Source organism: Synechococcus sp. KORDI-100 (genome assembly GCF_000737535.1).
GTDB lineage: Bacteria > Cyanobacteriota > Cyanobacteriia > PCC-6307 > Cyanobiaceae > Parasynechococcus.
Genome location: NZ_CP006269.1, coordinates 1649660 through 1674874 on the forward strand (window position 1 = coordinate 1649660; position 25215 = coordinate 1674874).

The window sequence follows — 25215 nt, forward strand, 5'->3', positions numbered from 1 at the left end:
TTCAGCCCTGAATGGTCACCTTGTTGATCCTGGAACCGTTGCTCAGCTTCATCACCACATCCATCGATCCGGTCAACCCGAAAACGGTGTGAACACCATCGAGGTGGGGCTGGGCTTCGTAGCAGATGTAGAACTGCGATCCACCGGTGTTCTTGCCGGCATGGGCCATGGCCAACGTGCCCGCCTGATGCTTCTGGCCATTGATTTCACAGTTGATCTGATAACCGGGGCCTCCGGTTCCAGGCATCCCCTTGGCGCCCGCGCGGGTGTTGGGACAGCCACCCTGGGCCATGAAGCCTGGGATCACGCGGTGAAACGCCAGACCGTCGTAGAAGCCTTCGTTCACCAGCTTCACAAAATTGGCAACGGTGTTCGGGGCGTCGGTATCGAAAAGCTCGAGCTCGATCAGGCCTGCGTCGGTGTCCATCAGGGCCTTGGTCATGGTGGCGCGAGCAAAACTGGAGTGTAGGGATGGATCCCCTGATGACAGTGTCACCCGATCTCAGCCAGGCTCGCGTTGGGGTGATCGGCGGCAGCGGCCTTTACGCGATGCCAGGGCTTGAAGACGTGCGTGAGCTGACGGTGCAAACCCCGTTCGGCGAGCCATCGGATGCGTTTCGACTTGGGCGTCTGAAGGGAATGGAGGTCGTCTTTCTGGCGCGGCACGGACGCCATCACCAACGGCTTCCCCGGGAGGTTCCCTATCCCGCCAATCTCTGGGCGATGCGCAAGCTCGGTGTGCGCTGGCTGATCTCCGTCTCAGCCGTCGGCTCGTTGCAGGAGCATCTGCGCCCGCGCGACATGGTGGTGCCCGACCAGTTCATTGATCGCAGCTATCAACGACCGCAGACATTTTTCGGGGATGGTTGCGTCGCCCACGTGAGCCTCGCCGATCCCTGCTGTCCGATCCTGAGCGAGCTGCTGGCGAAGGCAGCCGATGCCGCCATGCCTCAAGGCCATCAGCTGCACCGTGGCGGAACCTATCTGTGCATGGAAGGGCCGGCCTTTTCCACAAGGGCTGAAAGCAAGCTCTACCGCAGCTGGGGTTGTTCGGTGATCGGCATGACCAATCACACCGAAGCGCGCCTGGCCAGGGAGGCGGAGATCGCGTATGCCTCCCTGAGCATGGTGACCGACTTCGACTGCTGGCATCACGAGCACGATGCCGTGAGCGTTGAACTGGTGATTGACAACCTGCAGGCCAACGCAGCGGCCACCGGTCCGATTCTGGATGGCCTGATGCAGCGGATCGGAGAGAGACGACCGGCATCGTCAGCCCATACCGCTCTCGCCCATGCCCTGGTGACGCCCAGGGATGTCGTTCCGATCGAGACACGACGTCGACTCGACCTGCTGACATCTCCCTACTGGGGGAGCTGCGATCAGATCTGAAGCGACCCGCCGAGGGCAGTCAGCGCGGAACGCAACTGCTGGTTGTGATCGACCAGACGCAGTTCAGCCTCATGGCGATCCAGATCAGCGGCTGCCATCAACAGGGCAAGCTTCACGGAGCCGTCGGTCTGATCCAGCAATCGCAGACCTCGCTCACGATCCACACCCGCGAGATCCCGCAGAATGCGCAGGGAACGGTCGACAAGCTTGCTGTTGCTGGCAGCAACGTCAACCATGCGGTTGCCGTACACCTTTCCAAGGCGGACCATCACCGCCGTGGAGAGGATGTTGAGGGCCATCTTCGTTGCCGTTCCGGCTTTCAGACGGGTGGACCCCGTCAGCAGTTCCGGCCCCGTCAGAAGACGGATGTCGATGTCGCAGGGAAGTGGTGCCTGTTCCGTGGGAACGCAGGCCATGGCAATCGCCAGCGCACCGATCGCTTTGGCGTAGGCGAGCCCTCCCCGCACGTAGGGCGTGGTGCCACCTGCGGCGATACCCACCAGGCAGTCCTCGGCACAGAACGACCGCGCATCAAGATCCGCGCGGCCTGCCATCTCCTGGTCTTCGAGGCCCTCGGAACTGCGCAGCAGCGCCTCCGATCCACCGGCCAGCACGCCCTGCACCATCTCGGGATCACTGCAGAAGGTCGGCGGGCACTCCGCCGCATCCAGGACACCCAGACGACCTGAGGTGCCAGCCCCGAGGTAGTAGAGGCGACCACCGCAACGGAGCCGTTCAGCGATGGCATCAACAGCCTCTGAGAGTGCTGGAGCAGCCCCCGCCACGGCCTGTTGAGGACGCAGATCCTCCTCGATGAACAGGTTCACCAGAGAGGGCGTCTCCAGCTGATCGAGGTTGATGCTCAGGGGATTGGCCTGCTCCGTGAGCAGGTGACCTCGATCTTCGGAAGGCTTCAGATCCTTATGGACGTTGGCCATGGTTCAGAGCAACCCCTCCAGACGTTGACGCAAGGCATCCAGCTCAGGGTTTGAATCGACCTGGGACTCATCGTCCTGGACTGTCACCGGTGCTGACCCGTCCTGGTCCTGCCAGTTGCTGACATCCTTGTTGGCTTCCGGAGGGGCCATGAACAGCCGCTCCTCGTCAGTGCTGGGAACAAAGCCGGCTTCGATGAAGCGCGCCTCGTAGCCGGCATCGCTGCAGAACAGCTCAACCTCCTCTCGATCCAGACCCTCAACGGTCGGTACAGGGAAGTCCTGAGCCTCGAGAAGTCCCGCGTAACGCTCAGCGTCATCAAGGTTCTCGAACAGAAGCACCACGGTCCGTCCGCCGACCTCGAGGGAATGAATGCCTTCGCTGTCACTGCCGGCGTCGAACAGGAGAACGTGCACTCTCATGGCATCGCTGAGCAGACCGGGAGTCTGTCACTGATCATTTGTGGCTGCTCATGAATCGGCTGCTCCTCGAGGCTGATGCAGATCTCAGAGACCATCAGCCTCGAGGGCCAGTTCCTGCAGTCGGCGGTAGAGAGCGCGCTCTGCATCGCCAAGATCGGCTGGGATCACGATCACAATTTCAACGAGCTGATCACCACGACGATCGTCCATTTCCAGACCTCGATCCCGCAGACGCAGCAAGCGGCCGCTGGAGGAGCCAGGTGGGACCTGGAGGGTCACAGGACCATCCAGGGTGGGAACATCAACGGCGCAGCCGAGGGCAGCGTCCGGAGGGAACAGCTCGAGTCTGTAGTGGACTCTCAGGCCATCAATTCTCAGGCCCTCTGGCGTCACAACCCTCAGTTGAAGAAAGTGGTCACAGCCACCGGCCGCGACACCCTCCAGACGCAAACGCCAGCCATCGCCGGCCAACGGCGGAGTGTCCAGCTCCACGACCATGCCACCGTCCAAGGTCAGCTCGACGGTGGTGCCGTACAACGCCTGTTCGGGAGTGAGCTCCACAAGGGATTCAAGATCTTCGCTCGCCCTGACCGGCGGTGGACTGGGGGGACTCGTGACCGGGGGCTCCGTCCGAGCCGATGGCGCGCCCTCGGGGCGGGGGGTCGCGACCGGTTCAGGCTCGACAGAGGTGCTGGCTCGACCCAGAACCACGTCGAGATAATCCTCGAAATCGGGAAATCCACTGGCGAACGGGTCGTCGCTGGCGCCACCCGGAACAGCGCCGGTCTCCCAGGCCTGGCGCCGCCGTGGATCACTGAGAACCGCATAGGCCTCGTTGACGAGTTTGAAGCGCTCTTCAGCAACGGGGTCATTGCCGTTGAGATCCGGATGCCAACGCCTGGCCTCACGACGGAACGCCCGCTTCAGCTGCTTGGCATCACTGTCTGGCGGCAGTCCCAGTAAGGACCAGTAATCCGGTTCAGCGACGGAAGTCATCGTCCCAGGGATCAAGATCTCGCCGGCTCATGCCGCGACTGCGTGCGGGAGGACGCCCGGAATTCGCCCACGGGTCATCCTCCCAGTCGTCATCCGAAAACAACTCATCTTTCAGGGAACCAAGGGTGTTGCGGATGCCTTGCAGGGGATTGCTGTCGACCTGTCGTTCCGCCGACAAGCGACGGTTGAGGCCGAACAGAGCCTCTTCCAGGCCACTGGTGGCGAGATCGAGATCCTGCAGATTCTCCTGATCCAGACAGTCCTGAACATCGCGCATCGCCATCTCCACCGCTCGCTGCTGACGCTCGGCTCCGTACGGCCCGAATTCCAGTGCTGCATCCCGTAAACGGCGTTCAGCCTGGGCCACCAGGGTCTGCGATCGGTTGCGCCGTTCGACCTGCTTGCGGACTCGGCGATCCTCATCTGCACGGGCTTCAGCCTCCGCCAGCAGGGCCTGAACCTCATCCTCATTGAGATTCGAGCCACCTTGAATCGAAACCGACTGCTTGCGTCCGGTGGTTCGATCGGTTGCGCTCACCTGCAGCAGGCCGTTGGCGTCGATGTCGAAGGCAACCTGCACCTGCGGCACGCCCCTCGGAGCTGGAGGAATCCCGGACAAGCGGAAGCGACCAAGGGATTTGTTGTCGGAAGCCATCTGACGTTCCCCCTGCCAGACATGGATTTCAACGGAGGACTGATTGGCTTCCGAGGTGCTGAAGACATCGGACTGACGGACGGGGATGGGTGTGTTCCGGGGAATCAGAACCTTCATCAGTCCACCGACGGTCTCGAGGCCGAGGGACAGCGGTGTCACATCGTTGAGCAGCAGATCCCTCAGTTCACCCGTGAGGATGCCGGCCTGAACCGCTGCACCGATGGCCACCACCTCATCGGGATTGACGGACTGACAGGGATCGAGTGGCACCAAGGTTCGGACCAGCTGTTGAACCATGGGCATCCGCGTCGCGCCACCAACCAGAACCACATCATCCACATCGTCAGCAGCCCAGCCGGAATCCCGCAAGGCCGCCTGAACCGGACTCAGGAGGCGATCGAGCAGGTCTGGACAGAGGGATTCGAAGGTGGAGCGATCGAGGGAGGTCTCGATGTGCAGCGGTCCCTCGGGTCCGGTGGCGATGAACGGCAGCGAGATGGGAGTGCTGAGAACGCCGGACAGTTCCTGCTTGGCCTTTTCTGCCGCCTCGGTCAGCCGCTGCAAGGCCTGACGATCACGCCGCAGATCGATCTCATGCTCCTTCAGGAAGGCATCCGCCATCCAGTTCACGATCCGTTGATCAAAGTCGTTGCCTCCCAGTTGGGTATCCCCGTTGGTGGACTTGACGTCGAAGACCCCGTTTGCGATCCGCAGCAGGGACACATCAAACGTTCCGCCGCCAAGATCGAAAACCAGGACCCGACGCACCGCACTGCGGTCAAAGCCGTAGGCCAGGGCTGCCGAGGTGGGCTCGTTCAGGATTCGCTCGACTGAAATCCCAGCGAGTCGACCGGCATCACGGGTCGCCTGACGCTGCGCATCGTTGAAATAGGCCGGCACCGTGATCACAGCGGCTTCGACCGTTTCCCCCAGGTAGGTGGAAGCATCATCCACAAGCTTCCGAATGATGCTCGCAACGAGTTCTTCAGGGGCGTACTCCCGCTCAGTGAGGGGACAGGGGATACGGACCTGACCTCTGTCATTGGCTCGAACCGTGTAGGGAACGGTGAGGCTGCTGTCGTCAAGTTCATCCCATTCACGCCCGACAAAACGCTTGAGATTCGAAAAGGTGTTGCGGGGGCTCAACACCAGCTGACGTCGGGCCAGCTGACCGACCAGCAGCTCCTGATCCTTGCTGTATCCGACGACAGACGGTGTGGTTCGACCGCCCTCGGCATTAGCGATCACCTGGGGACGGCCGGCTTCCAGCACTGCAACGACAGAGTTTGTCGTCCCCAGGTCAATCCCGACGATCCGCCCCATGACTGCGCGCTTGGAACCCCCACGCTACCGACATCATCCAGTCTGCAAGCTTGAAAAACCGCTCTGTTAAAGCGTTCTTAGTGACCCAAAGCACGTTGGCAGATAGTTTGGCCGGGTGCTTGATGCAAACGGATGTCCAGCGGTGCAGACCAGCTCTACCGACTTCGACACCGTCCGCCATCAGAGAGACTGGTGGATATTGGCTTCAAAAATGTCGTTGTGATTCTGGCCTCAATGGTGGCCTTGATTCTTTTTGCAATCCTGCTTGTTGTCTTCCTTGGTGGCCTTGAATCGATGGGTCGCTACGGATGGTCATTCTTAACAACTTCAAACTGGAATCCGGTTGATGATGAATACGGAGCAGCCGCAGCGATTTACGGAACCCTTGTTACATCCTTTTTGTCTCTATTAATTGCCGTTCCTCTCGGCGTAGGCACTGCAATTTTCATCACAGAAAATATTATCCCGCGTGCAATCAGACAGGTCATTGGAGTGATGGTGGAACTCCTCGCTGCGATTCCTTCGGTGGTTCTGGGCCTCTGGGCGATCTTCGTGATGGAACCGTTTATTCGCCCCGCCCTTGACTTGCTTCACACCCTGCTGTGGTGGCTGCCCTTCTTCAGCACACCGCCCATGGGTCCTGGAACAATGCCGGCCGTTCTGATTCTGGTTGTGATGATTCTGCCGATCATCACAGCGATCTCAAGGGACTCCCTGAATCAGGTCCCGACAAAGCTGAGGCAGGCTGCCTATGGCATCGGAACGACGCGATGGGGGGCCATCTTGAATGTGATTCTTCCGGCCGCGATATCTGGAATTGTTGGTGGTGTGATGCTGGCGCTGGGACGAGCGATGGGAGAAACCATGGCAGTCACAATGATTATTGGAAACTCCAACAATTTCAATCTCTCGTTGTTGGCACCTGGGAACACGATTGCATCCATGCTTGCCAATCAGTTTGGTGAAGCTGACGGTTCTCAGGTGTCATCACTGATGTATGCAGCTTTCGTGTTGATCGTTATGACGTTGGCCGTCAATATCATTGCGCAATGGATGGTGAGAAGACTCAGTCTTAAATATTGATCCAATGGTTACTATCTCCCAGACTCAATCGATCAACAAGCGCACAGATCTGACTTACAAGCCAGATATCAAGCGTAATATTATCAGTCGCATTCTCACCATCCTGGCCGGACTTTTTTCAACGGTTTCCGTTTTACCACTGATCCTGGTGCTTGGTTATGTTCTTCTCAAAGGCGCATCCAAGATCAGCCTCACACTGTTAACCGAACTGCCCCCTCCACCCGGCCTGGATGGCGGCGGCATCGGAAACGCCTTGGTTGGAACGTTTGTCGTTACGGCAGTTGCTGCATTGGTTGCCATTCCAATCGGGGTTGGTGGTGGCATTTATCTGGCCGAATACTCCCGCAGTGGACCCTTCGCTCAATTCATAAGATTTGGGACCAATGTTCTCTCCGGCATCCCATCAATCATCGCCGGTGTATTCATCTACGGGACGATCGTGACCAGCCGGATTGTCTTTGGCAATGCCTACAGCGCACTTGCCGGAGGCATGGCACTGGCGATTTTGATGTTACCGACAGTGATCAAAACAACCGACGAGGGACTGAAACTCGTTCCCAATGATTTGCGGCGAGCCTCACTTGGTGTTGGAGCATCACGCTTCATGACCATCATTCGTGTCACGCTCCCCTCAGCCTTTACACCCATTGCCACTGGCATCGTGCTCGCGATTGCCAGGGCCGCTGGAGAAACAGCACCGCTGATCTTCACGGCCCTGTTCTCACAGTTCTGGCCAGACAGTCTGTTCAACCCAATCGCCACGCTCTCCGTACTGATCTACAACTTTGCAAACATGCCCTACGACGCGCAGATTGAACTGGCCTGGGCCGCTTCCTTTGTTCTGGTGGCACTGGTCCTGATCCTCAATCTTTTCTCCCGCTGGCTGGCTCGATTCGCCTCAAGGTGATCGACAATCCAATGCTGCTCCTGTCCTCCTGAGCCCCCGTTCTGCGTCATGACCGCAACAACCCAACAGACCGAGCAGCACCAACAGGCGAGTGAGACTGCGATATCCCTCCAGAACGTCACCATCAGCTACGGCCAGTACGAAGCTGTTCGAAACGTTTTTTGCGAGATTCCACGCGGCAAGGTCACAGCCTTCATCGGGCCTTCAGGCTGCGGTAAATCAACTGTTCTGCGTTCGCTCAATCGCATGAACGACTTGATTGAGGGCTGTTCATTGAAGGGACGCGTCTTGTTTGATGGTGTTGATTTATATGGAAGCAACATTGATCCAGTGGAAGTGAGACGCCGGATTGGCATGGTGTTCCAGCAACCCAATCCCTTCCCTAAAAGCATTTATGAAAACATTGCATTCGGTGCCCGGATCAATGGATTCACGGGCAATATGGATGAATTGGTTGAACGGTCACTTCGACAGGCAGCTGTTTGGGATGAATGCAAAGACATTCTGGACGAAAGTGGCTGTTCACTCTCCGGTGGTCAACAACAACGATTGTGCATCGCGCGCACAATTGCCATCCAACCTGAGGTGATCCTGATGGATGAACCCTGTTCAGCACTGGATCCAATTTCAACATTGAAAATCGAGGAAACGATGCATGAGCTCAAGAAAAGCTTCACCATCGTGATCGTCACCCACAACATGCAGCAAGCCGTTCGCGTGAGTGATATGACGGCCTTTTTCAATGCAGAAGCTGTTGAAGGTGGCAGTGGCAAGGTGGGCTACTTGGTTGAATTCAATGACACAGAAAAAATCTTCAATTCGCCTCAACAGCAAGCCACCCAGGACTACGTGTCGGGGCGTTTTGGTTAATCCTTAACGCACGATTGCATTGATTCTGAGCAATTCGTGGCAATAAAAAACCGGCCCCTTGGGACCGGTAAAGCGGAGAGCGAGGGATTCGAACCCTCGATAGAGTTGCCCCTATACAGCATTTCCAGTGCTGCGCCTTCGACCACTCGGCCAGCTCTCCACCGGCTTATGTGGGGCAGATGCGAATGTAGCAGGACACTCCCAGCAGATTGGCATGCGACCCAGGCACAGGATCACTGTTCACTGGCGCCAGGAAAATCGCTCCATCACCCATGAGGTTCCTGAAGGGGACTACATCCTGCGCAGTTTCGAACTTCAAGGCGATCCCTTGCCCTTCTCCTGTCGCAACGGTTGCTGCACCAGCTGCGCCGTTCGGGTCCTGTCGGGCTCCCTTGATCAACGCGAAGCGATGGGCTTATCAAAGGAGTTGCGGGCCCAGGGTTACGGCTTGCTCTGTGTTGCCAGGGCAACGGGCCCCCTAGAAGCAGAAACCCAGGACGAAGATGAGGTCTACGACCTGCAGTTCGGCCGTCATTTCGGCAGGGGGACGGTTCAGCGGGAGATCCCCCTTGAGGAACTGGAAACCTGGAAGGATTGAGTCGATGTCCCGTTCGATCTGCAGGGATTCAGCCGTTGCTGCTGGGCTAGATGACATCCAACTGAAACGACTGGCTGAGGTGGCCCGCACCACGGCCGATCGAGGCGGCCAGGAATTGATGCGCCATTACGGGAAGCTCTCCAGCGTTGAAAACAAGGGACGCCTGGGCGACCTGGTGACCAACGCCGATCTTGCTGCCGAACGCATCGTGCTTCAGGCACTCGAAGCCACAACACCTGAGATCGCTGTGCTGGCCGAGGAAAGTGGCGCGCAAGGCGAACAGGATGGTCTTCGTTGGTGTGTGGATCCTCTCGATGGCACCACCAACTTCGCCCACGGTTATCCCTTCTTTGCCACGTCCATCGGGCTCACCTGGAAACAGCAGCCGATTCTCGGGGCCATCGCCGTTCCTTTTCTCAACGAGACCTACTGGGCAGCCCCCGGGATCGGGGCCTTCTGCAACGACCAGAGCATTCGAGTCAGTGCCTGCCGTCAACTGGACGATGCCTTGCTTGTGACCGGTTTCGCCTACGACCGGCATACCCGCCTGGACAACAACTACGCCGAGTTCTGCTGGTTCACCCATCGCACCCACGGAGTCCGTCGAGGGGGAGCGGCGGCGGTTGATCTCGCGTTTGTCGCCACCGGGCGGCAGGACGGTTACTGGGAACGAGGACTCGCTCCATGGGATCTGGCGGCTGGCGTCGCCTTGGTTGAGCTGGCCGGCGGCATCGTGAGTGGATACAAAGGCGAGCCGTTTGATATCAACACAGGTCGGATCCTGGCCTGTGGTCCCGACCTTCATCAACAGATGGTTGAGGGCCTCGCCGAGGTGACGCCTCTGGACGGAACCAGTTACGGAGCCCCTGAGATTCAGACCATGGGAGCTTGATCCTGGGCCTGGGACCGTGACCCCTCAACAGTCAGGCCAAGCTCTCCGTCTCCGTCAGACGTCAGGGGGCAGAGCAACGCTGCACCCGGAGGAGAAAACACTTGATTAGACAATCATTGGTGCAATCGAAACCATCACCAACATCAGGCCTGCAACATTAGATGGTGTCTAAATGTTGCTAAAGTAAAGTATTGCCTGAGATCAATAACACCAATACTACAGGCAACGGAATCAAACCTGCAATCAACCAAGCGCTACAAGCTCAAGTGCTCAAGCAGGCCTGCCAGGGCGGTAATTCTGCCGTATAAAGTTCAGTTTTTCAGGTCTCAACATGGATCAAGCCACGATGTCACTGTCGTGACACCCTGAGCCTGAACCGTTCAGGAGCATCCCTGGAGTTCACAATCCGAGAATGTGCATGCCGTGAAGTCTTTGACACTCATCGGCGTTCTATTCGCTACAGCATCTCCAGTTCAGGTTTTCGAGTATCCAGTTGAGATCACCAGGATCTGAGAAGCCAATAATAGAACTGGAAAGCATGGACGACGACGTTCGATGATGCAACAAGGTTCTGTTCAACGATCTCGACTCTCGCCATGCGCTGTTGAATGCGATGACCCAGGCAAATCACAGCTTAAACATTTGAGGAAGCGAAAGTCGATATCCTGATGTCTCAGTCAAAAGAGCAAGGATTGTCGAAAAAAGATATCGAATCAGGACTAACTCTTGCGGTTATAATGATGTCGAATTGTCCGATCGAAACCGGCCGAAATAACGCCAGAAATTGACAGTTCGGGGCAGCATTCCTGATCCATCTTCAGGCCCGTTGCGGAGGCCCTTGTTGTGATGACGCTGCGCCGGGCGAGAGGCTGAAAACCCTTGTCAGAACTGAAGTGTTACTGTTCGCAGAGGTTCAGACTGAACAGTTGACCCATGGCGCTGCAACCCGCCGCCGGCGCACGGGATCTCAATCCTCTTCAGGTCGAAGGCAATCGCGTGCTCAGCGAGAGGCTTGCGGCGGTGTATCGCCTCTGGGGGTACGACGAAGTCTCCCCGCCTCGGGTTGAACGCCTCGACACGCTGATGGCTGGTGATGCCATTGCCATCAACGATGTCGTCAGACTCGTTGCGGATGATCCGCTGGGCCTGCGGCCGGAGATGACCGCCTCAATCGCAAGGGCAGCTTGCACGCGCCTGGCCTCACGCTCGCGCCCCCTGCGTTTGTGGGCCTCCGGAACCGTGTTCCAGAGTCGCGCCGCTGATGAAGGTGGTCAGTTCATTGAAGAAAACCTCCACAGCGGCGTGGAGCTCTTCGGCGTGAAAGGCATTGAAGCCGAGATGGAACTGCTCTCGCTGCTCATCGCCGCAGTGAAGACCCTGGATCTGCCGGACGTTCAACGGCCGCAGCTGCTGTTCGGGCACACCGCCCTGATGGATCTGGTCCTGAAGCCCTACGAGGGTGACAGGCGAAACGCCATCCGATCAGCACTGGTGCGTTTCGACCGTCTCGCCATCGAGGCCATGGATCTCCAGCTAGACCAACGCGAGATGCTGCTGCTCCTGCTCGACAGCCGCGGTGAACCTCAGCAGCAGCTGCAGCATCTGAGCAACCTGTTCGGACATCAGCCCGTGTTTCAGGAGTTGATGAGGCTCAGCCAGTTGCTGGAACCAGCGGCGGGCGCTCTGGGATTGGGGTTGCAGCTGGACACCACCTTTCAACCTGCGTTCCAGCTCTACACAGGTTTGGTGTTTCAGCTGGTCTGTCAGGGCAAAGCATCCCCGGTCGTGATCGCCCGTGGTGGGCGGTATGACGACCTGGTTTATCGCTGCGGTGCCAGAGGCGAACACGCGGCCGGGGTCGGCTTCAGCTTTGCCATCGACCCCATTCGGGAGCTTCTCGGCGAGACCCCCAGACATGCGCAGCGCGACGCCATCGTTTTGGTGGCTTTTTCGCCCGAAAGCTCACTGGAATCGGCTCTCCGGCATCAGAGTCAATGGCACCAGAAGGGGTGTCGCGCCTTCGTTGAACTCGCCCCCGTCGCCAATCGCCAGGCGGCAGAGGAGATGGCCACGGTGCGCCGGGCCGATCAGCTGGACTGGATCGATTCCTAAAGTCGCCTTTTTCACCGATCCGTCATGCCCCACACCATTGTCACGGATGTGTGCGAAGGAGTGGCTGATTGCGTTGATGCCTGTCCCGTGGCCTGTATCGATCAAGGCAACGGCAAGAACAGCAAGGGGACGGACTTCTACTGGATCAACTTTAATACCTGCATCGACTGTGGAATCTGCCTGCAGGTCTGCCCGGTGGATGGGGCGATCCTGGCGGAGGAACGACCCGACCTTCAGAAGGCGGGCTGAACGGAAGGTACGGAGACCTCACCCCCGGGGACGCTTGAGGGGCTGCAGCACTGATTCCTAAGGTCGGATTTTCGCGCTGTAGCCATGCCGGTGATGGACGAGCAGGGTCAGATTCAGATCCACACCGAGAACATCTTCCCGATCATCAAGAAGGCCGTCTATTCCGGTCATGAGGTGTTCCTGCGGGAACTCGTCAGCAACGGTGTTGACGCCATCAACAAGCGCCGGATGGCTGCCATGGGCGGCGACTGCAGTGAAGGCGATGAGGGAGCCATCCAGATCCGCATCGATCGGGAAGCGAAGACGGTCACGATTTCTGACAACGGCATCGGCATGACCGCCGATGAGGTGAAGCGCTACATCAATCAGGTGGCCTTCTCAAGCGCCGAAGATTTTCTCGAAAAATACAAACAGGAAAGCGACGCCATCATTGGTCACTTTGGCCTTGGTTTCTATTCCAGTTTCATGGTCGCTGATCGCGTCGAACTGCTGACGCGATCAGCCCGGCCAGACAGTGAAGCCGTGCGTTGGAGCTGCGATGGTTCCCCCAATTTCAGCCTGACCGCCGCTGAACGCGACGACGCCGGAACGGATGTTGTATTGCATCTGATGGAGGACGAACTCGAATATCTCGAGCCGACTCGACTGCGCACGTTGATCAATACCTACTGCGACTTCATGGCAGTTCCGGTGCAACTGGAAGGGGAAACAGTCAACAAACGCGATGCTCCCTGGCGGAAAAGTTCCCGAGATCTGAAGGATCAGGATTACATCGATCTCTATCGCTACCTCTACCCCTTCCAGGGAGACCCTTTGCTCTGGGTTCACCTGAATACCGATTACCCCTACAACCTTCAGGGCATCCTCTTTTTCCCCAGGCAAAGCGGTCGCGCCGACTGGGAAAAAGGTGAAATCAAGCTGTATTGCAACCAGGTGTTTGTCAGCGACTCGATCAAGGAGGTGGTTCCGCGCTACCTGCTGCCCCTGCGTGGTGTCATCGATTCCCCCGACATCCCCCTGAATGTCAGCCGCAGTGCTCTGCAGACCGATCGGCGGGTGAGGTCAATCGGCAACTTCGTCGCCAAAAAAGTGGCCGACCGCCTGCGCAACCTCAAACAGGACGACCCTGCGGCCTACGCCGATGCCTGGGAAGCTCTGGCGCCATTCGTGAAGATCGGAGCGATGGAGGATGAAAAGTTCGCTGATCAGATCGCCGAATTGATTCTGTTCGGCACCACCGCCACCGCCGGGGAGGGCGATGATCCCGATCCGATCGGCGCCGGCGAGAAGTCCTTCACAACCCTGGCTGGCTACCGGGCAAGGCTCTCGTCCGACCACAGCAATCGCATCCTGTACAGCACAGACGATCTGGCTCAGGCCAGTGCGTTGAATCTCTGGACATCACAGGGGGCAGAGGTGCTGAAGCTTGAAACGGTGATCGACACCCAGTTCATTCCCTGGCTCGAGAGTCGTCACGACGATCTCAAGTTCCAGAGGGTTGATGCCGAGCTGGACGACAGTTTCCAGGACGATCAGACCGAGTTGTCTGATCAGGACGGCACCACCCAGTCGGAAACCCTGCGCACGCTGCTGAAGGACGCTCTCGCCAATGACAAGGTGACCATCCAGGTTCAGTCCCTCAAAGCCGACAACGCCCCGCCCACGATGATTCTGCTGCCGGAGCAGATGCGTCGGCTCAACGACATGGGTGCGCTGATGGAGCAACGGTTGCCTGGCCTGCCTGACCATCACGTGCTGCTGGTGAATCGCCGCCACCCCCTGGTGGAAGGACTGCTGAAACTGAAGTCCGGTTCAGTGCTCGTGGGCAGCGGCGAGACATCGCCGAGCGAACAGCTTGCCAGAGATCTCGGCCGTCATCTTTACGACATGGCACGACTTGGGGTTGGCGGACTTGAACCCAATGAGCTGGCTGGATTCCAGACCCGCAGCGCTGAGCTGATGGGAGCCCTGATGCAGCGGTCTGTCTAGGGATTTGCTTTGGTAAAGTGTTAAATAGGGGCTTTTTAAAGCCTGATTAACCACAGTTCAAGGGTCAGCGCCATGTCGCGGGTGTGTCAGCTCACAGGTACACGAGCCAACAACGGCATGGCTGTGAGCCATTCCCACATACGGACCAAAAAGCTGCAGCAGGCCAACCTGCAGCAGCGACGCCTGTGGTGGGCTGAAGCCAAGCGATGGGTGAACCTCCGCGTGACCACCCGAGCCCTGAAAACAATTCAGAAGAAGGGGCTGGGCGCCTATGCCAAGTCCCTCGGAATCAACCTGGCCAAACTCTGATCCAAGCAGCATGCGCAGACGCGACCTGTTGAACCGCGCTGCATTGTTGCTGGCCGCGCTCACCATCCAGCCCGGGAAAACTCGGGCTCTGGGTGGCGTGGTTCTGAACAGTGGAGAAGCCGTTCCTGATTTTGTCCTTCCAGGCTCAAGTCAGTCTGAGCCGGACCGAAACGAGTGGTCCCTGACCGGTTTCAAGGGACGCTGGCTCGCGTTGTACTTCTATCCCAGAGATTTCACAGGCGGTTGCACCCTGGAAGCTCGCGGCTTCGAGGCCCTGCATGATGAGTACCAGGCTGCCAATGCTGAGATCGTCGGCATCAGTGCCGACAGCGTGGATGATCACGAGTCCTTCTGTGCCAGTGAAGACCTCAGCTTCCCGCTGCTCTCCGATCCCGATGGAACCGTCAGCAAAGCGTATGGATCCTGGATGGCTCCCTATTCGCTTCGCCACACGTTTCTGATCGACCCCGACGGTGTTTTAAGAGAGCGCTGGGTCGCGGTTCGACCGACCGGTCACGCCAGGGAAGTTCTGGATTCGCTGGTGAATCTCCAGAACAAGACGGCTGTTTGACAAATGCGCCCTATTGAAGAAGGGTGGACCAACGAAAAGGAGTGGTAGAGATGGCGGAAATTGAAGGTGGCAGTTCATTCATCATTCTTTATCACCGCACACCGTTTGACGAGGGTAAGAACGAATCAGGCGAACGTATTTGGATCGATCAAAAAAGTCCTAATGGGATTATCCCAACCCTCAGAAACTTATTTCGGGGAAGTACAGATGGCACCTGGATTGCTTGGCGACGTGTTGATCACCCGGAACAAGTTGAGGACGAACGCATCACAATGGACAATCCGTCCCACTTCACACTGAGGCGGATTCCTCTTCACGACAAACAGATATCAAGCTTTTATCACGTCACATCGAAAGAATCTTTCTGGCCAATTCTTCATACATTTCCAACCCATTTCAACGTTAACAACGCTGATTGGGCGATTTTTGAGGAAGTCAATCAACGCTTCGCTGATGCCGCCTGCCGCGAAGCCTCCCACGGCGCCATCGTTTGGGTTCATGACTACAACCTCTGGCTGGCTCCAGGTTTCATCCGTGCCCAACGCCCGGATCTCAAAATCGCTTTCTTCCACCACACACCATTTCCAAGCAACGATGTTTTCGCCATCCTTCCCTGGCGTGAACAGATCCTTGAGAGTCTTCTCTGTTGCGACATCGTTGGTTTTCACATCCCGAGATACACCGAAAACTTTGCACGTGCGGCCAGCACACTGATCGGTTGTGAGCGCGGACCGAAACGCCCCGTCGACAGCAAGTTCATCACTGTTGGCACGGCTCTCTCGGAAGCCACGGTCACGGACTGGTTGCAGCACAACGGTCGTCGGATCCAGCTGCTCAGCTCACCGGTGGGGACGTCACCCGATGTGATTCAGCAGCTCAGCTGGAGCGCATCTGTCGAAAACTACGGTGAATTGATTGTTCAGGACACAAAAAAGGGGCGCAAGCTGATCCTGTCCGCAAGCCGGGTGGACTACACCAAAGGCAACGAAGAACTGCTGCTGGCGTTCGAACGGCTCCTCGAGCGGCGCAGTGACCTGCATGGGGAGGTGGTGCTGATGCTCGCCTGTGTTGCCGCCGCGAGCGGCATGAAAATCTATGAGGACACCCAGAGGTCGATTGAAGAAATCGCCGGCCGAATCAATGGTCGTTTCAGTCAGATCGACTGGGTGCCCATCCGCTTCTCGACCCGACGCATCCCCTATGAGGAGATGATCGCCTGGTTCAGCCACGCGGACGTCTGCTGGATCACCCCCCTTCGGGATGGTCTCAACCTTGTCGCCAAGGAATACGCAGCGGCTCGCAAGCACCGAGGTGGGGTGCTGGTGCTGTCGGAATTCACGGGCGCCTCGGTTGTCCTTGAAGGTGCCGTCTTGACCAATCCCTATTCCAATCGGCGTATGGATGACGCCATCGAGTCAGCGCTTTCGATGTCCGAGGAGGAACAGAGGGAACGGATGGGATGGATGACCGACGCTGTCGAGCGCTACACGGTGAAGGACTGGGCGGATGAGCAGCTCGCCGGCTTCCCTCAGCCAGTGGCTCCATGACCCTGGGCCGACGTCTGCTCGGCGGCCTTCTGGCTCTGTTCCTGATCTCAGCAGGTTTTGCCTGGTCCCAGTTCCGGGCCCCGGAGGTGGTTTCAATCCTGATGGCCGCCCCGTTCGCCGATGCCACAGCACCGCTGGTGGAGCGATTCAATCAGGAGAATCGCGGCAGGATCCGGCTTTCCATCACGCGGGGCCCGAGGGACACCGAATCGATCTCCGATCTGGCGATCAGCAGCCTGCTGCTTGGCAAGCCGCTTTACGACGCCCTGTTGATGGACGTCACCTGGCTGCCGAAATATGCCGAAGCAGGCTGGCTGGAACCACTGGATCCCTGGTTTGGTGACACGGAACTCAATGCCCTCCAGGACGGTGCACGTCTCGGCAACAGCTACGAGGGAACGCTCTACCGCTGGCCGCTTGTCGCCGATGTGGGGATGCTCTACTGGCGGACCGATCTGATGACGTCACCGCCGCAAACCCCGGAGGACCTGGTTCGTATCGGTCGTGCTCTCCAGGCTGTCGATCAGACCAAGTACGGCTTTGTCTGGCAGGGGCGCCAATACGAAGGGCTCAGCTGCGATTTCCTGGAAGTGCTGGAGGGTTTCGGAGGAGAGTGGCTGGATCCTTCCAGCGGTGAACCAAGGCTCGACAGCAACGAGTCGATCGCCGCAGCAACATGGCTCGAATCGTTGATCAACAGTGGAATCAGCCCAAAGGCGGTGACGAATTTCGCTGAACCGGAAAGCCTCCAGGCCTTCAAGGCTGGTGATGCCGCCTTCATGCGCAACTGGCCCTACGCCTATGCCGAACTCCAGAAGTCCGACAGTGCGGTTCGAGGTCATGTGGCAGTGACGACGATGGTGGCAGAGAACGGCGAACAGCCGACTGCAACCCTCGGCAGTTGGGGCCTGTCGGTGCTCAGTGACTCCTCCCACAAGACATCCGCCGTGGAGGCGATCCGCTATCTCACCTCCGACGCCGCCCAGCGGGAGCGCTTCCTCAACCAGGGCTACACGCCAACGTCAGCCGTGTTGTTCAACGACCCTGAACTGGTGGCTGTCTCGCCGGTGCTGCCGGACATCGCTCGCGCCCTCTCAGTGGCCGTCCCTCGACCTCCGTCTCCGCTTTACGCCCAGCTCAGCGATGTGGTGCAGAGATCCCTCAGTGCTGTGCTGACCGGGGAACAATCCGCTGAGCAGGCCATGGAGGCGGCCCAGCGCAACAGTCGAGTGATCTTGCAATCCGCTGGAGGGAAGGCATGAACGCACTGCTGATCGTTCCGGCACTGCTGCTCATTGCCATCGTCTTCGGCTATCCGATGCTCCGTTACGGATGGTTGAGCTTTCATGCCGATTCCGTCCTCACCGGCCTGATCCCTGTGCCGAACGGAGGCGCCAACTGGCAGCGACTCCTTGCGGACGCACGGTTCTGGCAGGACACGCTGCAGACGGGGCGCTTTGCGCTGATCTCCGTTGGCCTCGAATTGCTTCTGGCTCTGGCCATCGCTCTGCTGCTCGATCAACGCTGGCGAGGGCGAGCCGCCGTCCGTGCCCTCACCCTGCTGCCATGGGCCCTGCCCACAACGATGATGGCGCTGGGCTGGCGCTGGATTTTCAATACCCCCTACGGACCGCTTGAACAGCTCGCCAAGGCTCTTGGGCTGCCGGCCCTCAATCTGCTCGCAGACCCTGGCTGGGCCTGGCTGGCGACCGTCATGGCCGATGTGTGGAAAACAACCCCGTTCATCACGCTGATCCTGCTGGCCGGACTGCAAACGATCCCCGCTGATCTCTTCGAGGCCTTCCGCCTGGAGGGGGGACGACCCTTGCAGGCTCTCCGGACCATCACCCTTCCATTGCTGGTGCCCTACATCCTGCTCAGCCTGCTGTTTCGGCTGGCCCAGGCCTTCGGAGTATTCGATCTGATCCAGGTGCTCACCGGCGGCGGGCCGGCAGGCAGCACCGAAAGCCTGGCCCTCTATGCCTATCTGAATGCCATGCGTTTTCTCGATTTCGGGTACGCCGCCACCGTGATGCTTGGAGGCTTCCTGCTGCTCACGCTGTTCATCGTGCTGGCCGGTCTGATCCTCAGGGCCACGCGCGTGATCAACCCGGCTGAACCATGACGCAACGTCGCATCTGGATCGTGCTCCTGCTGGCATGGTCCCTGTCCCCCATGCTCTGGCAGCTGATCAGCTCCTTCAGCAGTGATGAAGCTCTGATCTCAGCTGGCGTCTCAGTTCAACAGCGCTGGACATTGCAGCACTACCGGGAACTGTTTCTGAGCGACCCTCCGTTCTGGACGTACCTGCTCAACAGCACGGTCGTGGCGACGGAAACAACGTTGCTCACCCTGTTGCTGGCGTTGCCGGCCGCCTACACCCTCGCCCGTTTGCCGGCCGGATGGCGGCGCGCCAGCCGGTTGCTGATCACGGCCGCTGCTCTGTTTCCCTACGTGCTTCTCTTCCTGGCTCTGCTGGAAATCGCCAGGGCCTTTCAGCTCGGCAACAATCTCCTGGCCCTTGCTCTGCCCTATGCAGCCCTGTCGATGCCTCTGGCCCTGTTGTTGCTGAGCGCGGCCTTTGAAGGGTTGCCCAAGGATCTGGAGGATGCGGCACAACTGGAGGGCCTGACGCTGATGCAGCGTCTGCGCTGGGTTCTGATTCCCCTGATCGCTCCGGCGTCCGCGAGCACCGCCATCCTGGTGTTCCTGTTCGCCTGGAACGAATATCCAATCGCTCTTACCTGGATCAGCGACGCGAACCTGCTCACCCTGCCGGTCGCTGTCGCCAGGATTGCCGGCTCATCGATCTACTCCATTCCTTACGGGGCCTACGCCGCTGCCACAGTGCTGGGGTCCATTCCACTGCTGATGCTTGTTCTGATCTTCCAGAAACAGATCGTCTCCGGTCTGACCAATGGAGCGATCAAGGGATGACCGTTGAGCTGCGAGGCATAGGGCGACGGTTTGGCGAGCGCTGGATCCTGCAGCAACTCGACCTGAAGGTTGAGAAGGGGGAATGCGTTGCCTTGCTCGGGGCGAGTGGCTGCGGCAAAAGCACGGCGCTGCGCCTGATTGCGGGTCTGGATCAACCCGACTGCGGGGATCTGCTGATCGAAGGGGAACCGATGGATCGCGTTCCGGCACGACAGAGACGCATCGGCATGGTGTTTCAGAGCTATGCCCTGTTCCCCCATCTCACGGTTCGGGGAAACCTTGATCTCGGGCTTCGGCTGCGCGGCGGAGCGGCTCAGGACAGGCAGCAACGGATCGAAGCCATGTTGGATGTGGTGCAGCTGCGTGAGCTGGCGGACCAACGTCCGGCCCAGCTGTCCGGCGGCCAGCGACAGCGTGTGGCTCTGGCGAGAGCGTTGCTTAGGGACCCGCGGGTGTTTCTGCTCGATGAACCGATGAGCAACCTTGATGCCCAGCTTCGCGACGAACTCAGGCCTGAATTGAAACGGTTGATTCTGGACGGCCCACAACCGGTCCTCTACGTGACCCATGACCAGGTCGAGGCCATGGCGCTGGCCGATCGGGTCGCCGTGATGCGACACGGCCGGATCGAGCAGATCGGAACTCCCCAAGAGCTCTACGACACGCCGTTCACGACCTACGTCGCTCAGTTCATTGGACGACCGCCGATGAATCTGATCGCCGAAGAGAGCAACAGAACCGTGGGTGTGAGGCCGGAACACCTCCAGATCGACGACCGTGGAATGCAGTGCCGAGTGCTGAATCGCGAGTGGCATGGAGCCAGCCAGCAACTGTTGCTGGAGAGCCAGCACGGCACCCTGCGGATGGTCTGCGACGGAACGGAGATGCTCGGAGACTCCCTGCGTGTCAGCTGGCCGAAGCAGCGCGAGCACCACTTCAGTGCCATCGACGGACGCCGCCTCTGACGGTCAGAGCAGCCGCCGTAGCAGTTCGGCATGGGCTGAAGCACGGCTGCGGATCCGCTCGATCGCCTGAGGATCGGCCGGCTGATCCACCGCCTGCCTCCACTGCTGCAGCAAGGTGTCCTGATCGGGACGGTTACGCAGGGAGATGCAGGGCACAGCGGCCATGTCAGCGGCCGCCTCAACCTTGGGGTCGTAACTCAGGGCAGCCATGGGACAGCACACCAGCCTGGCCAGGATGAGGGCATGCAGCCGCATCGGCAGCACCAGACGAGCGTCCTGAACGGTATCCACCACGGCCTGCACGCCATCGGGAACAACGGTGCAGCTTCGGGCCAGAAGATCGGCGGGAACCACCCCGTGCTGCACCAGGGAATCCAGCAGGGACGCATCTTGATGCTGGTGGAAGGCAAGCCAGCGGACGGGTGCATCCAGCTCACGGGCCAGGATCGCCAGGGCCTGGAGCAGCTCCCGCCAATCGTCGTCGTTCAAAAGAGACGTGGGGCGCCAGCTCAGGACCAGAGCCCGGCCACCAATCCAGGGATGACGCGGCAGCTGCCAGACAGGATCAGGAGCCATCTGCATCGGCAGCGTGGGAGCCCAGTGCCGTGCCTGCTCCAGCGAGCGGGCATCCCGCCACGACGCCCCGCTGCAGAAGGGCAGGACCAGCCTCACCATCAGGCGACTGAGGGGCCGCCGCAACGGCCCAAGACCCTGTCCCCAGAGGATCACAACGCGGCCCCGAAGACGCGCCACCACGATCAGCACCAGGTAGTACACGAGGCTGCGGACACTGGTGCTGTCCTGCAGCAAACTTCCCCCGCCCAGAACGAGGGCACGCACGGTTCCGATGCTCCCCAGCACGGACCGGAGGGAGCGACGGTTCACGATCGACGCCGTGGGGGCCAGGCGTCGAACCGCCGAGGCATCACGGGCCGTGATCAGCGGTTTGACGCCTTCCGGCAGCTCCCGCAGCAGCACCTGCAGCAGGGCGTCATCACCAAGGTTGTCCTCTCCGTAGTAACCGCAGAGCAACACATCGGGCGCTCTCGTTGTGCCGACGCCCATAGCCCTCATTGCGCTGACGTCATGATCAGTCGTCCCGCGTTCCTAGGCTGATCCTTGCAGTCAAGGTCTGCATGCACGTCCTGTCGCTGGGCACCTGGTGGATCCACATCGCCTCCGTGATCGAGTGGTGCCTGGCGATCGTGCTGCTGGAACAACGGGGGCTGAGGGGAATGGCGCTTGCCATGCTTCCGGCCCTTGTCAGCGCGATGGCGGCCTGCACCTGGCATCTGTTCGACAACAGCGAGGCCTTGCGCGGGCTTGTGGTGCTTCAAGCCGGCTTCACCCTGGTCGGCAACACAACCCTGGCTATAGCAGCCCTGCAGTTGAAACGTCAGGAGGCGGGTTGAGATGGAATTTGATCTGGCCGCAATCGATCCGGCGCCATTGTTTGCGCTGTCGCTGGTTCCTTATCTGTTCTTTCTTCACTGGGCTGGTCAGTGCAGGAGCATCTCAAAGACAGCTCTGCTGGGGTTTCAACTGACGCTGCTGTTTGTGGTGGTGACCATCGCCGCCGCTGTGATCGCTCTGCGATGCTGCGATGCAGAACTCGTGGACATCGATGCTCTGCATGGAGGAGCGGAAGCATTTCTGACCCTCGGCAATGCGGTTCTGGTGTGGGGCCTGCTGCGACAAACACCCGAAGAGGTGAACAACTCTTAAGAGAGGCGGGCAGAGCCACGCTGACCCCGGATGATGAGGCGTCGCTCCATGGCCTGCATGCTGACCCCTCTCTTTGCCATTGCTCCCGCAACGCTCTCCTGGTCTCCCAAAGTCGCCCTGGTGATGATCGTGTGCAACGTGATCGCCATCGGCATCGGCAAGGCAACGATTAAGCATCCCAGCGAAGGCGCGCAACTGCCCAATCCCGCTTTCTTTGGTGGCATGGGCCACGCTGCCCTGCTCGGCACCACGAGCCTTGGCCACATCATCGGCATCGGCGCCATCCAGGGCCTGGCTGCACGCGGAATTCTCTGAGAACAATCTCGAAAAGGGAGGTCCTGGCGTTAGTCCTTGCGGCCTCCCGATCAAACACTTGGCCGGTCAATCACCGATCGATGCAGCGCTCTCCTTTTGAGTCGTTCTCTTGAACAAGCAAGCTGCAGCTTCATCGTTTCGGCACGAATCCAAGTGATTGAGAATATCGCCGCTCTTCAACGACGGATGTGAGTGACGTTTGGATTGACACCATGCCACTGACACCATGACGTTTAGAAAAAACGTCGTGGATTCACCGCTGCTCGCAACATTGCAGCAGAAATGATCGCCTCCAGATAATTTTTTCTCCACAAGTACCAACAACCTGATGGCCGTTGTTTTTTAAACGGAAAAATTTCCGTGTGGCATCCGCCGGTTGGCTACTCACCTGTGCAGCTCCGCAGACATCTGCCTTCGGCCATCCCGTGCCTGAACCGAAACGTCAGGTCAACTTGGATTCAGACCAAACCGACCTGTTTCTGACCGAGCTCCAGAGGCGAACGCAGATCAAAGTGCTCCAGGATGCGATCCGCCATCTGAGGTGGAGTCAGTCCAAGGTCGTCCTTGCTCTGCTGAGGTGTGGCATGGTCGACCAGCTGATCTGGGATTCCGATCCGCTGCATCTGCACAGGGATCGCCTCGTCCGAAAGAGATTCAAGAACAGCAGAACCAAATCCGCCTGGCAGAGCACCCTCCTCCATGGTCACGACCCTGCCGATGCGTCGGGCCAGAGGATGAATCAGAGCCTGATCCAGTGGACGCAGGAATCGAGCATTGATGACTGTGGCTGACAGTCCGGCCTCCTCCAGCAGGGTGGCCGTTGCCAGGGCCGGATGAACCATGGCGCCATAGGCGATCAGCACCAGGTCATCCCCTTCCCGCAGCAACTCACCGCGTCCAATCGGCAGCGATTCCCAGCCCTCTTCCATCAACGGCGCACCGATTCCGGATCCACGTGGGATCCGAAGGGCAGCCGGGCCGTCATGGTTCAGACAGGTCACCAACATGCGCTGCAGTTCTGCCTCGTCCTTGGGAGCCATCACGGTGAAGTTGGGAATGGCACGCATGTAGCTGATGTCGTACTGACCTTGATGGGTTGGACCATCAGCCCCGACGATTCCTGCCCGGTCCAGAACGAAGGTCACCGGCAGCTTTTGAATTCCCACATCGTGAATCAGCTGGTCGTAGGCCCGCTGCAGGAACGTGCTGTAAATCGCCACAACGGGACGCAGTCCCTCACAGGCCATGCCAGCCGCCAGCGTCACCGCATGCTGCTCGGCGATCCCCACATCTACATATTGATCAGGGATGGCTTTCTGCAGCAGATCCAAACCGGTCCCGGTGGCCATCGCCGCTGTGATCCCAACAACACGGTTGTCCTGCTCGCAGAGCTTCACCAGGGTCTGGCCGAAGACTTTGCTGTAACTGGGTGGTTTGGGGGTTTTGGAGGGAATCGCCTTACCCGTGTTCAGGTCGAAGGCCGACTGGGCGTGGTATCCAACCTGATCAGCCTCGGCGTAGGGATACCCCTTTCCCTTGGTCGTGACCACGTGCACCAGCACCGGGCCACCATCGCGATGGGCCGCTTCAAACGTGCGCTTCATCTCGGCGATGTCGTGACCATCGATCGGCCCCATGTAGGTGAAGCCGAGCTCTTCAAACACCGCACCGACTTTGGGAACAGCCAGACGACGCATGCTGTCTTTGAGGCGGTTCAGCTCAGCCGGCAACTCTCCGCCCATGAAGGGCAGATGACGCACACTCTCCTCAACGCTGCCGGACAGAAACTGCATCGGGGGGCTGAGCCGCATCCGATTGAGATGGTTCGACAAGGCGCCGACAGGGGGGGAGATCGACATGTCGTTGTCGTTCAACACCACCACCAGCGGTGTCTGCGGCAGATGTCCGGCGTGATTGATCGCTTCAAGCGCCATGCCGCCGGTGAGAGCGCCGTCGCCGATCACCGCAACGCAGCGGAAATCCTCTCCACGCTGGTCCCTGGCCATTGCCATCCCAAGAGCCGCCGAGATCGAGGTGCTGGCATGGCCGGCACCGAAATGATCAAAAGGGCTTTCGCTGCGCTTGAGGTAGCCCGCCACGCCGTTTTGTTGCCGGAGGGTGTTGAACCTGCCGAAACGACCGGTGATCAATTTGTGCGGGTAGGCCTGGTGACCCACGTCCCAAACCACACGATCCTTGTCCAGGTCAAGGGTTTGATACAGCGCCAGGGTGAGTTCCACCACACCGAGACCAGGCCCGAGATGGCCGCCGCTGGTGGAGACAACCTCTAGGTGACGCTCCCTGATCTGACGTGCAATGTCCTCCAGTTCCGCGGTGCTGAGACCATGCAATTGATTCGGATGGGTCAGATCTCCGAGATGCATGAACAACCCGCTCCAATCCATGCAATCTACGGGGTCCA

26 protein-coding genes and 1 tRNA gene are annotated in these 25215 nt (G+C 59.1%); 19 read left to right on the forward strand and 8 right to left on the reverse strand.

The genetic code is table 11. From position 1 onward, the window contains the following. Position 1 precedes the first annotated feature (1 nt). Positions 2-442 carry a peptidylprolyl isomerase gene (locus KR100_RS08260; protein WP_038544731.1) on the reverse strand — a complete coding sequence of 147 codons (441 nt, stop codon included), beginning with the start codon at positions 440-442 and terminating at the stop codon, positions 2-4. A 41-nt stretch (positions 443-483) separates the two neighbouring features. Between KR100_RS08260 and mtnP the strand changes: the two genes are divergently transcribed. Further along, positions 484-1392: an S-methyl-5'-thioadenosine phosphorylase gene (gene mtnP / locus KR100_RS08265; protein WP_038548382.1), complete on the forward strand. Its 909-nt coding sequence runs from the start codon at positions 484-486 to the stop codon at positions 1390-1392. Here the strand turns inward: mtnP and murQ are convergent. From murQ to dnaK, 4 genes are all read right to left on the reverse strand, one after another. After that, positions 1383-2330 (reverse strand): N-acetylmuramic acid 6-phosphate etherase, encoded by a 948-nt coding sequence (gene murQ, locus KR100_RS08270; protein WP_038544733.1) that lies wholly within the window; start codon positions 2328-2330, stop codon positions 1383-1385. The genes mtnP and murQ overlap by 10 nt on opposite strands. Before the next feature lie 3 nt (positions 2331-2333). Next, positions 2334-2750, reverse strand: coding sequence for a DUF3110 domain-containing protein (locus KR100_RS08275; protein WP_038544735.1), 417 nt, complete (start codon positions 2748-2750; stop codon positions 2334-2336). An 84-nt stretch (positions 2751-2834) separates the two neighbouring features. Further along, positions 2835-3746, reverse strand: coding sequence for a DnaJ domain-containing protein (locus KR100_RS08280; protein ID WP_038544737.1), 912 nt, complete (start codon positions 3744-3746; stop codon positions 2835-2837). Next, a complete protein-coding gene (dnaK, locus tag KR100_RS08285) occupies positions 3730-5724 on the reverse strand; it encodes a molecular chaperone DnaK (RefSeq protein ID WP_038544739.1) in 1995 nt (664 codons plus the stop codon). Before dnaK ends, KR100_RS08280 begins: the two co-directional genes overlap by 17 nt. Positions 5725-5856: 132 nt before the next feature. Between dnaK and pstC the strand changes: the two genes are divergently transcribed. Genes pstC through pstB form a run of 3 tightly spaced genes read left to right on the forward strand, consistent with a single transcriptional unit; the run spans position 5857 to position 8584 of the window. After that, positions 5857-6807 (forward strand): phosphate ABC transporter permease subunit PstC, encoded by a 951-nt coding sequence (gene pstC, locus KR100_RS08290; RefSeq protein ID WP_038544741.1) that lies wholly within the window; start codon positions 5857-5859, stop codon positions 6805-6807. Positions 6808-6811: 4 nt separating this feature from the next. Continuing rightward, complete coding sequence (pstA, locus tag KR100_RS08295) at positions 6812-7714, forward strand: phosphate ABC transporter permease PstA (RefSeq protein WP_038544744.1); 903 nt, start codon at positions 6812-6814, stop codon at positions 7712-7714. Positions 7715-7762: 48 nt separating this feature from the next. Then, entirely contained in the window at positions 7763-8584 is an 822-nt protein-coding gene (gene pstB / locus KR100_RS08300; protein ID WP_038544746.1) for a phosphate ABC transporter ATP-binding protein PstB, read from the forward strand. A gap of 73 nt (positions 8585-8657) precedes the next feature. Here the strand turns inward: pstB and KR100_RS08305 are convergent. Beyond that, positions 8658-8744 (reverse strand) — tRNA-Ser (locus KR100_RS08305). A 54-nt stretch (positions 8745-8798) separates the two neighbouring features. Between KR100_RS08305 and KR100_RS08310 the strand changes: the two genes are divergently transcribed. From KR100_RS08310 to KR100_RS08365, 12 genes are all read left to right on the forward strand, one after another. Next, positions 8799-9182, forward strand: a complete 384-nt coding sequence (locus KR100_RS08310; protein WP_038544747.1) for a 2Fe-2S iron-sulfur cluster-binding protein — start codon at positions 8799-8801, stop codon at positions 9180-9182. 4 nt (positions 9183-9186) lie between these two features. Further along, positions 9187-10074 (forward strand): inositol monophosphatase family protein, encoded by an 888-nt coding sequence (locus KR100_RS08315; protein ID WP_038544749.1) that lies wholly within the window; start codon positions 9187-9189, stop codon positions 10072-10074. A gap of 933 nt (positions 10075-11007) precedes the next feature. After that, on the forward strand, positions 11008-12186 hold the full coding sequence (locus tag KR100_RS08320) for an ATP phosphoribosyltransferase regulatory subunit (protein WP_038544751.1): 1179 nt from the start codon (positions 11008-11010) through the stop codon (positions 12184-12186). 24 nt (positions 12187-12210) lie between these two features. Further along, a complete protein-coding gene (locus tag KR100_RS08325; RefSeq protein ID WP_038544753.1) occupies positions 12211-12435 on the forward strand; it encodes a ferredoxin family protein in 225 nt (74 codons plus the stop codon). A gap of 84 nt (positions 12436-12519) precedes the next feature. Next, positions 12520-14424 (forward strand): molecular chaperone HtpG, encoded by a 1905-nt coding sequence (gene htpG / locus KR100_RS08330; protein ID WP_038544755.1) that lies wholly within the window; start codon positions 12520-12522, stop codon positions 14422-14424. A 72-nt stretch (positions 14425-14496) separates the two neighbouring features. Continuing rightward, on the forward strand, positions 14497-14733 hold the full coding sequence (gene rpmB / locus KR100_RS08335; RefSeq protein WP_038544757.1) for a 50S ribosomal protein L28: 237 nt from the start codon (positions 14497-14499) through the stop codon (positions 14731-14733). A 10-nt stretch (positions 14734-14743) separates the two neighbouring features. After that, complete coding sequence (locus tag KR100_RS08340) at positions 14744-15304, forward strand: peroxiredoxin (protein WP_038544759.1); 561 nt, start codon at positions 14744-14746, stop codon at positions 15302-15304. A 50-nt stretch (positions 15305-15354) separates the two neighbouring features. After that, positions 15355-16851, forward strand: a complete 1497-nt coding sequence (gene ggpS / locus KR100_RS08345; RefSeq protein ID WP_038544760.1) for a glucosylglycerol-phosphate synthase — start codon at positions 15355-15357, stop codon at positions 16849-16851. Next, positions 16848-18113 carry an ABC transporter substrate-binding protein gene (locus tag KR100_RS08350; RefSeq protein WP_038544762.1) on the forward strand — a complete coding sequence of 422 codons (1266 nt, stop codon included), beginning with the start codon at positions 16848-16850 and terminating at the stop codon, positions 18111-18113. The genes ggpS and KR100_RS08350 overlap by 4 nt, the downstream gene beginning before the upstream one ends. Then, complete coding sequence (locus KR100_RS08355; RefSeq protein ID WP_038544764.1) at positions 18110-18976, forward strand: carbohydrate ABC transporter permease; 867 nt, start codon at positions 18110-18112, stop codon at positions 18974-18976. The genes KR100_RS08350 and KR100_RS08355 overlap by 4 nt, the downstream gene beginning before the upstream one ends. Next, positions 18973-19788: a carbohydrate ABC transporter permease gene (locus KR100_RS08360; protein ID WP_038544766.1), complete on the forward strand. Its 816-nt coding sequence runs from the start codon at positions 18973-18975 to the stop codon at positions 19786-19788. Before KR100_RS08355 ends, KR100_RS08360 begins: the two co-directional genes overlap by 4 nt. Then, positions 19785-20753, forward strand: coding sequence for an ABC transporter ATP-binding protein (locus KR100_RS08365; RefSeq protein ID WP_038544768.1), 969 nt, complete (start codon positions 19785-19787; stop codon positions 20751-20753). The genes KR100_RS08360 and KR100_RS08365 overlap by 4 nt, the downstream gene beginning before the upstream one ends. 3 nt (positions 20754-20756) lie before the next feature. Here the strand turns inward: KR100_RS08365 and csaB are convergent, their stop codons facing one another. Next, positions 20757-21818, reverse strand: a complete 1062-nt coding sequence (gene csaB, locus KR100_RS08370; protein WP_038544770.1) for a polysaccharide pyruvyl transferase CsaB — start codon at positions 21816-21818, stop codon at positions 20757-20759. Positions 21819-21889: 71 nt separating this feature from the next. Between csaB and KR100_RS08375 the strand changes: the two genes are divergently transcribed. Genes KR100_RS08375 through psaK form a run of 3 tightly spaced genes read left to right on the forward strand, consistent with a single transcriptional unit; the run spans position 21890 to position 22793 of the window. Continuing rightward, positions 21890-22165 carry a DUF2499 domain-containing protein gene (locus KR100_RS08375; protein WP_038544772.1) on the forward strand — a complete coding sequence of 92 codons (276 nt, stop codon included), beginning with the start codon at positions 21890-21892 and terminating at the stop codon, positions 22163-22165. Between the two features lies 1 nt (position 22166). After that, complete coding sequence (locus KR100_RS08380; protein ID WP_038544775.1) at positions 22167-22478, forward strand: DUF3593 domain-containing protein; 312 nt, start codon at positions 22167-22169, stop codon at positions 22476-22478. Positions 22479-22535: 57 nt separating this feature from the next. After that, the gene (gene psaK, locus KR100_RS08385; RefSeq protein ID WP_038548385.1) at positions 22536-22793 is read left to right on the forward strand and encodes a photosystem I reaction center subunit PsaK; all 258 of its coding nucleotides are present in this window, start codon (positions 22536-22538) and stop codon (positions 22791-22793) included. Positions 22794-23251: 458 nt separating this feature from the next. On the opposite strand, the gene dxs is transcribed toward psaK, so the two are convergent. Continuing rightward, complete coding sequence (gene dxs / locus KR100_RS08390; RefSeq protein WP_038548388.1) at positions 23252-25177, reverse strand: 1-deoxy-D-xylulose-5-phosphate synthase; 1926 nt, start codon at positions 25175-25177, stop codon at positions 23252-23254. Positions 25178-25215 lie beyond the last annotated feature (38 nt).

Excerpts from the sequence above, each read along its gene's own strand:
- KR100_RS08310 (WP_038544747.1), top strand. The coding sequence starts at position 8,799 with ATGCGACCCAGGCACAGGATCACTGTTCACTGGCGCCAGGAAAATCGC.
- pstA (WP_038544744.1), top strand. The coding sequence starts at position 6,812 with ATGGTTACTATCTCCCAGACTCAATCGATCAACAAGCGCACAGATCTG.
- KR100_RS08320 (WP_038544751.1), top strand. The coding sequence starts at position 11,008 with ATGGCGCTGCAACCCGCCGCCGGCGCACGGGATCTCAATCCTCTTCAG.
- KR100_RS08375 (WP_038544772.1), top strand. The coding sequence starts at position 21,890 with ATGCACGTCCTGTCGCTGGGCACCTGGTGGATCCACATCGCCTCCGTG.
- dxs (WP_038548388.1), bottom strand. The coding sequence starts at position 25,177 with ATGCATCTCGGAGATCTGACCCATCCGAATCAATTGCATGGTCTCAGC.
- KR100_RS08365 (WP_038544768.1), top strand. The coding sequence starts at position 19,785 with ATGACCGTTGAGCTGCGAGGCATAGGGCGACGGTTTGGCGAGCGCTGG.
- csaB (WP_038544770.1), bottom strand. The coding sequence starts at position 21,818 with ATGGGCGTCGGCACAACGAGAGCGCCCGATGTGTTGCTCTGCGGTTAC.
- KR100_RS08275 (WP_038544735.1), bottom strand. The coding sequence starts at position 2,750 with ATGAGAGTGCACGTTCTCCTGTTCGACGCCGGCAGTGACAGCGAAGGC.
- KR100_RS08325 (WP_038544753.1), top strand. The coding sequence starts at position 12,211 with ATGCCCCACACCATTGTCACGGATGTGTGCGAAGGAGTGGCTGATTGC.
- mtnP (WP_038548382.1), top strand. The coding sequence starts at position 484 with ATGACAGTGTCACCCGATCTCAGCCAGGCTCGCGTTGGGGTGATCGGC.
- pstB (WP_038544746.1), top strand. The coding sequence starts at position 7,763 with ATGACCGCAACAACCCAACAGACCGAGCAGCACCAACAGGCGAGTGAG.
- KR100_RS08340 (WP_038544759.1), top strand. The coding sequence starts at position 14,744 with ATGCGCAGACGCGACCTGTTGAACCGCGCTGCATTGTTGCTGGCCGCG.
- htpG (WP_038544755.1), top strand. The coding sequence starts at position 12,520 with ATGCCGGTGATGGACGAGCAGGGTCAGATTCAGATCCACACCGAGAAC.
- rpmB (WP_038544757.1), top strand. The coding sequence starts at position 14,497 with ATGTCGCGGGTGTGTCAGCTCACAGGTACACGAGCCAACAACGGCATG.
- dnaK (WP_038544739.1), bottom strand. The coding sequence starts at position 5,724 with ATGGGGCGGATCGTCGGGATTGACCTGGGGACGACAAACTCTGTCGTT.
- ggpS (WP_038544760.1), top strand. The coding sequence starts at position 15,355 with ATGGCGGAAATTGAAGGTGGCAGTTCATTCATCATTCTTTATCACCGC.
- KR100_RS08260 (WP_038544731.1), bottom strand. The coding sequence starts at position 442 with ATGACCAAGGCCCTGATGGACACCGACGCAGGCCTGATCGAGCTCGAG.
- murQ (WP_038544733.1), bottom strand. The coding sequence starts at position 2,330 with ATGGCCAACGTCCATAAGGATCTGAAGCCTTCCGAAGATCGAGGTCAC.
- KR100_RS08315 (WP_038544749.1), top strand. The coding sequence starts at position 9,187 with ATGTCCCGTTCGATCTGCAGGGATTCAGCCGTTGCTGCTGGGCTAGAT.
- KR100_RS08280 (WP_038544737.1), bottom strand. The coding sequence starts at position 3,746 with ATGACTTCCGTCGCTGAACCGGATTACTGGTCCTTACTGGGACTGCCG.
- KR100_RS08380 (WP_038544775.1), top strand. The coding sequence starts at position 22,167 with ATGGAATTTGATCTGGCCGCAATCGATCCGGCGCCATTGTTTGCGCTG.
- pstC (WP_038544741.1), top strand. The coding sequence starts at position 5,857 with ATGTCCAGCGGTGCAGACCAGCTCTACCGACTTCGACACCGTCCGCCA.
- KR100_RS08360 (WP_038544766.1), top strand. The coding sequence starts at position 18,973 with ATGACGCAACGTCGCATCTGGATCGTGCTCCTGCTGGCATGGTCCCTG.
- KR100_RS08350 (WP_038544762.1), top strand. The coding sequence starts at position 16,848 with ATGACCCTGGGCCGACGTCTGCTCGGCGGCCTTCTGGCTCTGTTCCTG.
- KR100_RS08355 (WP_038544764.1), top strand. The coding sequence starts at position 18,110 with ATGAACGCACTGCTGATCGTTCCGGCACTGCTGCTCATTGCCATCGTC.
- psaK (WP_038548385.1), top strand. The coding sequence starts at position 22,536 with ATGCTGACCCCTCTCTTTGCCATTGCTCCCGCAACGCTCTCCTGGTCT.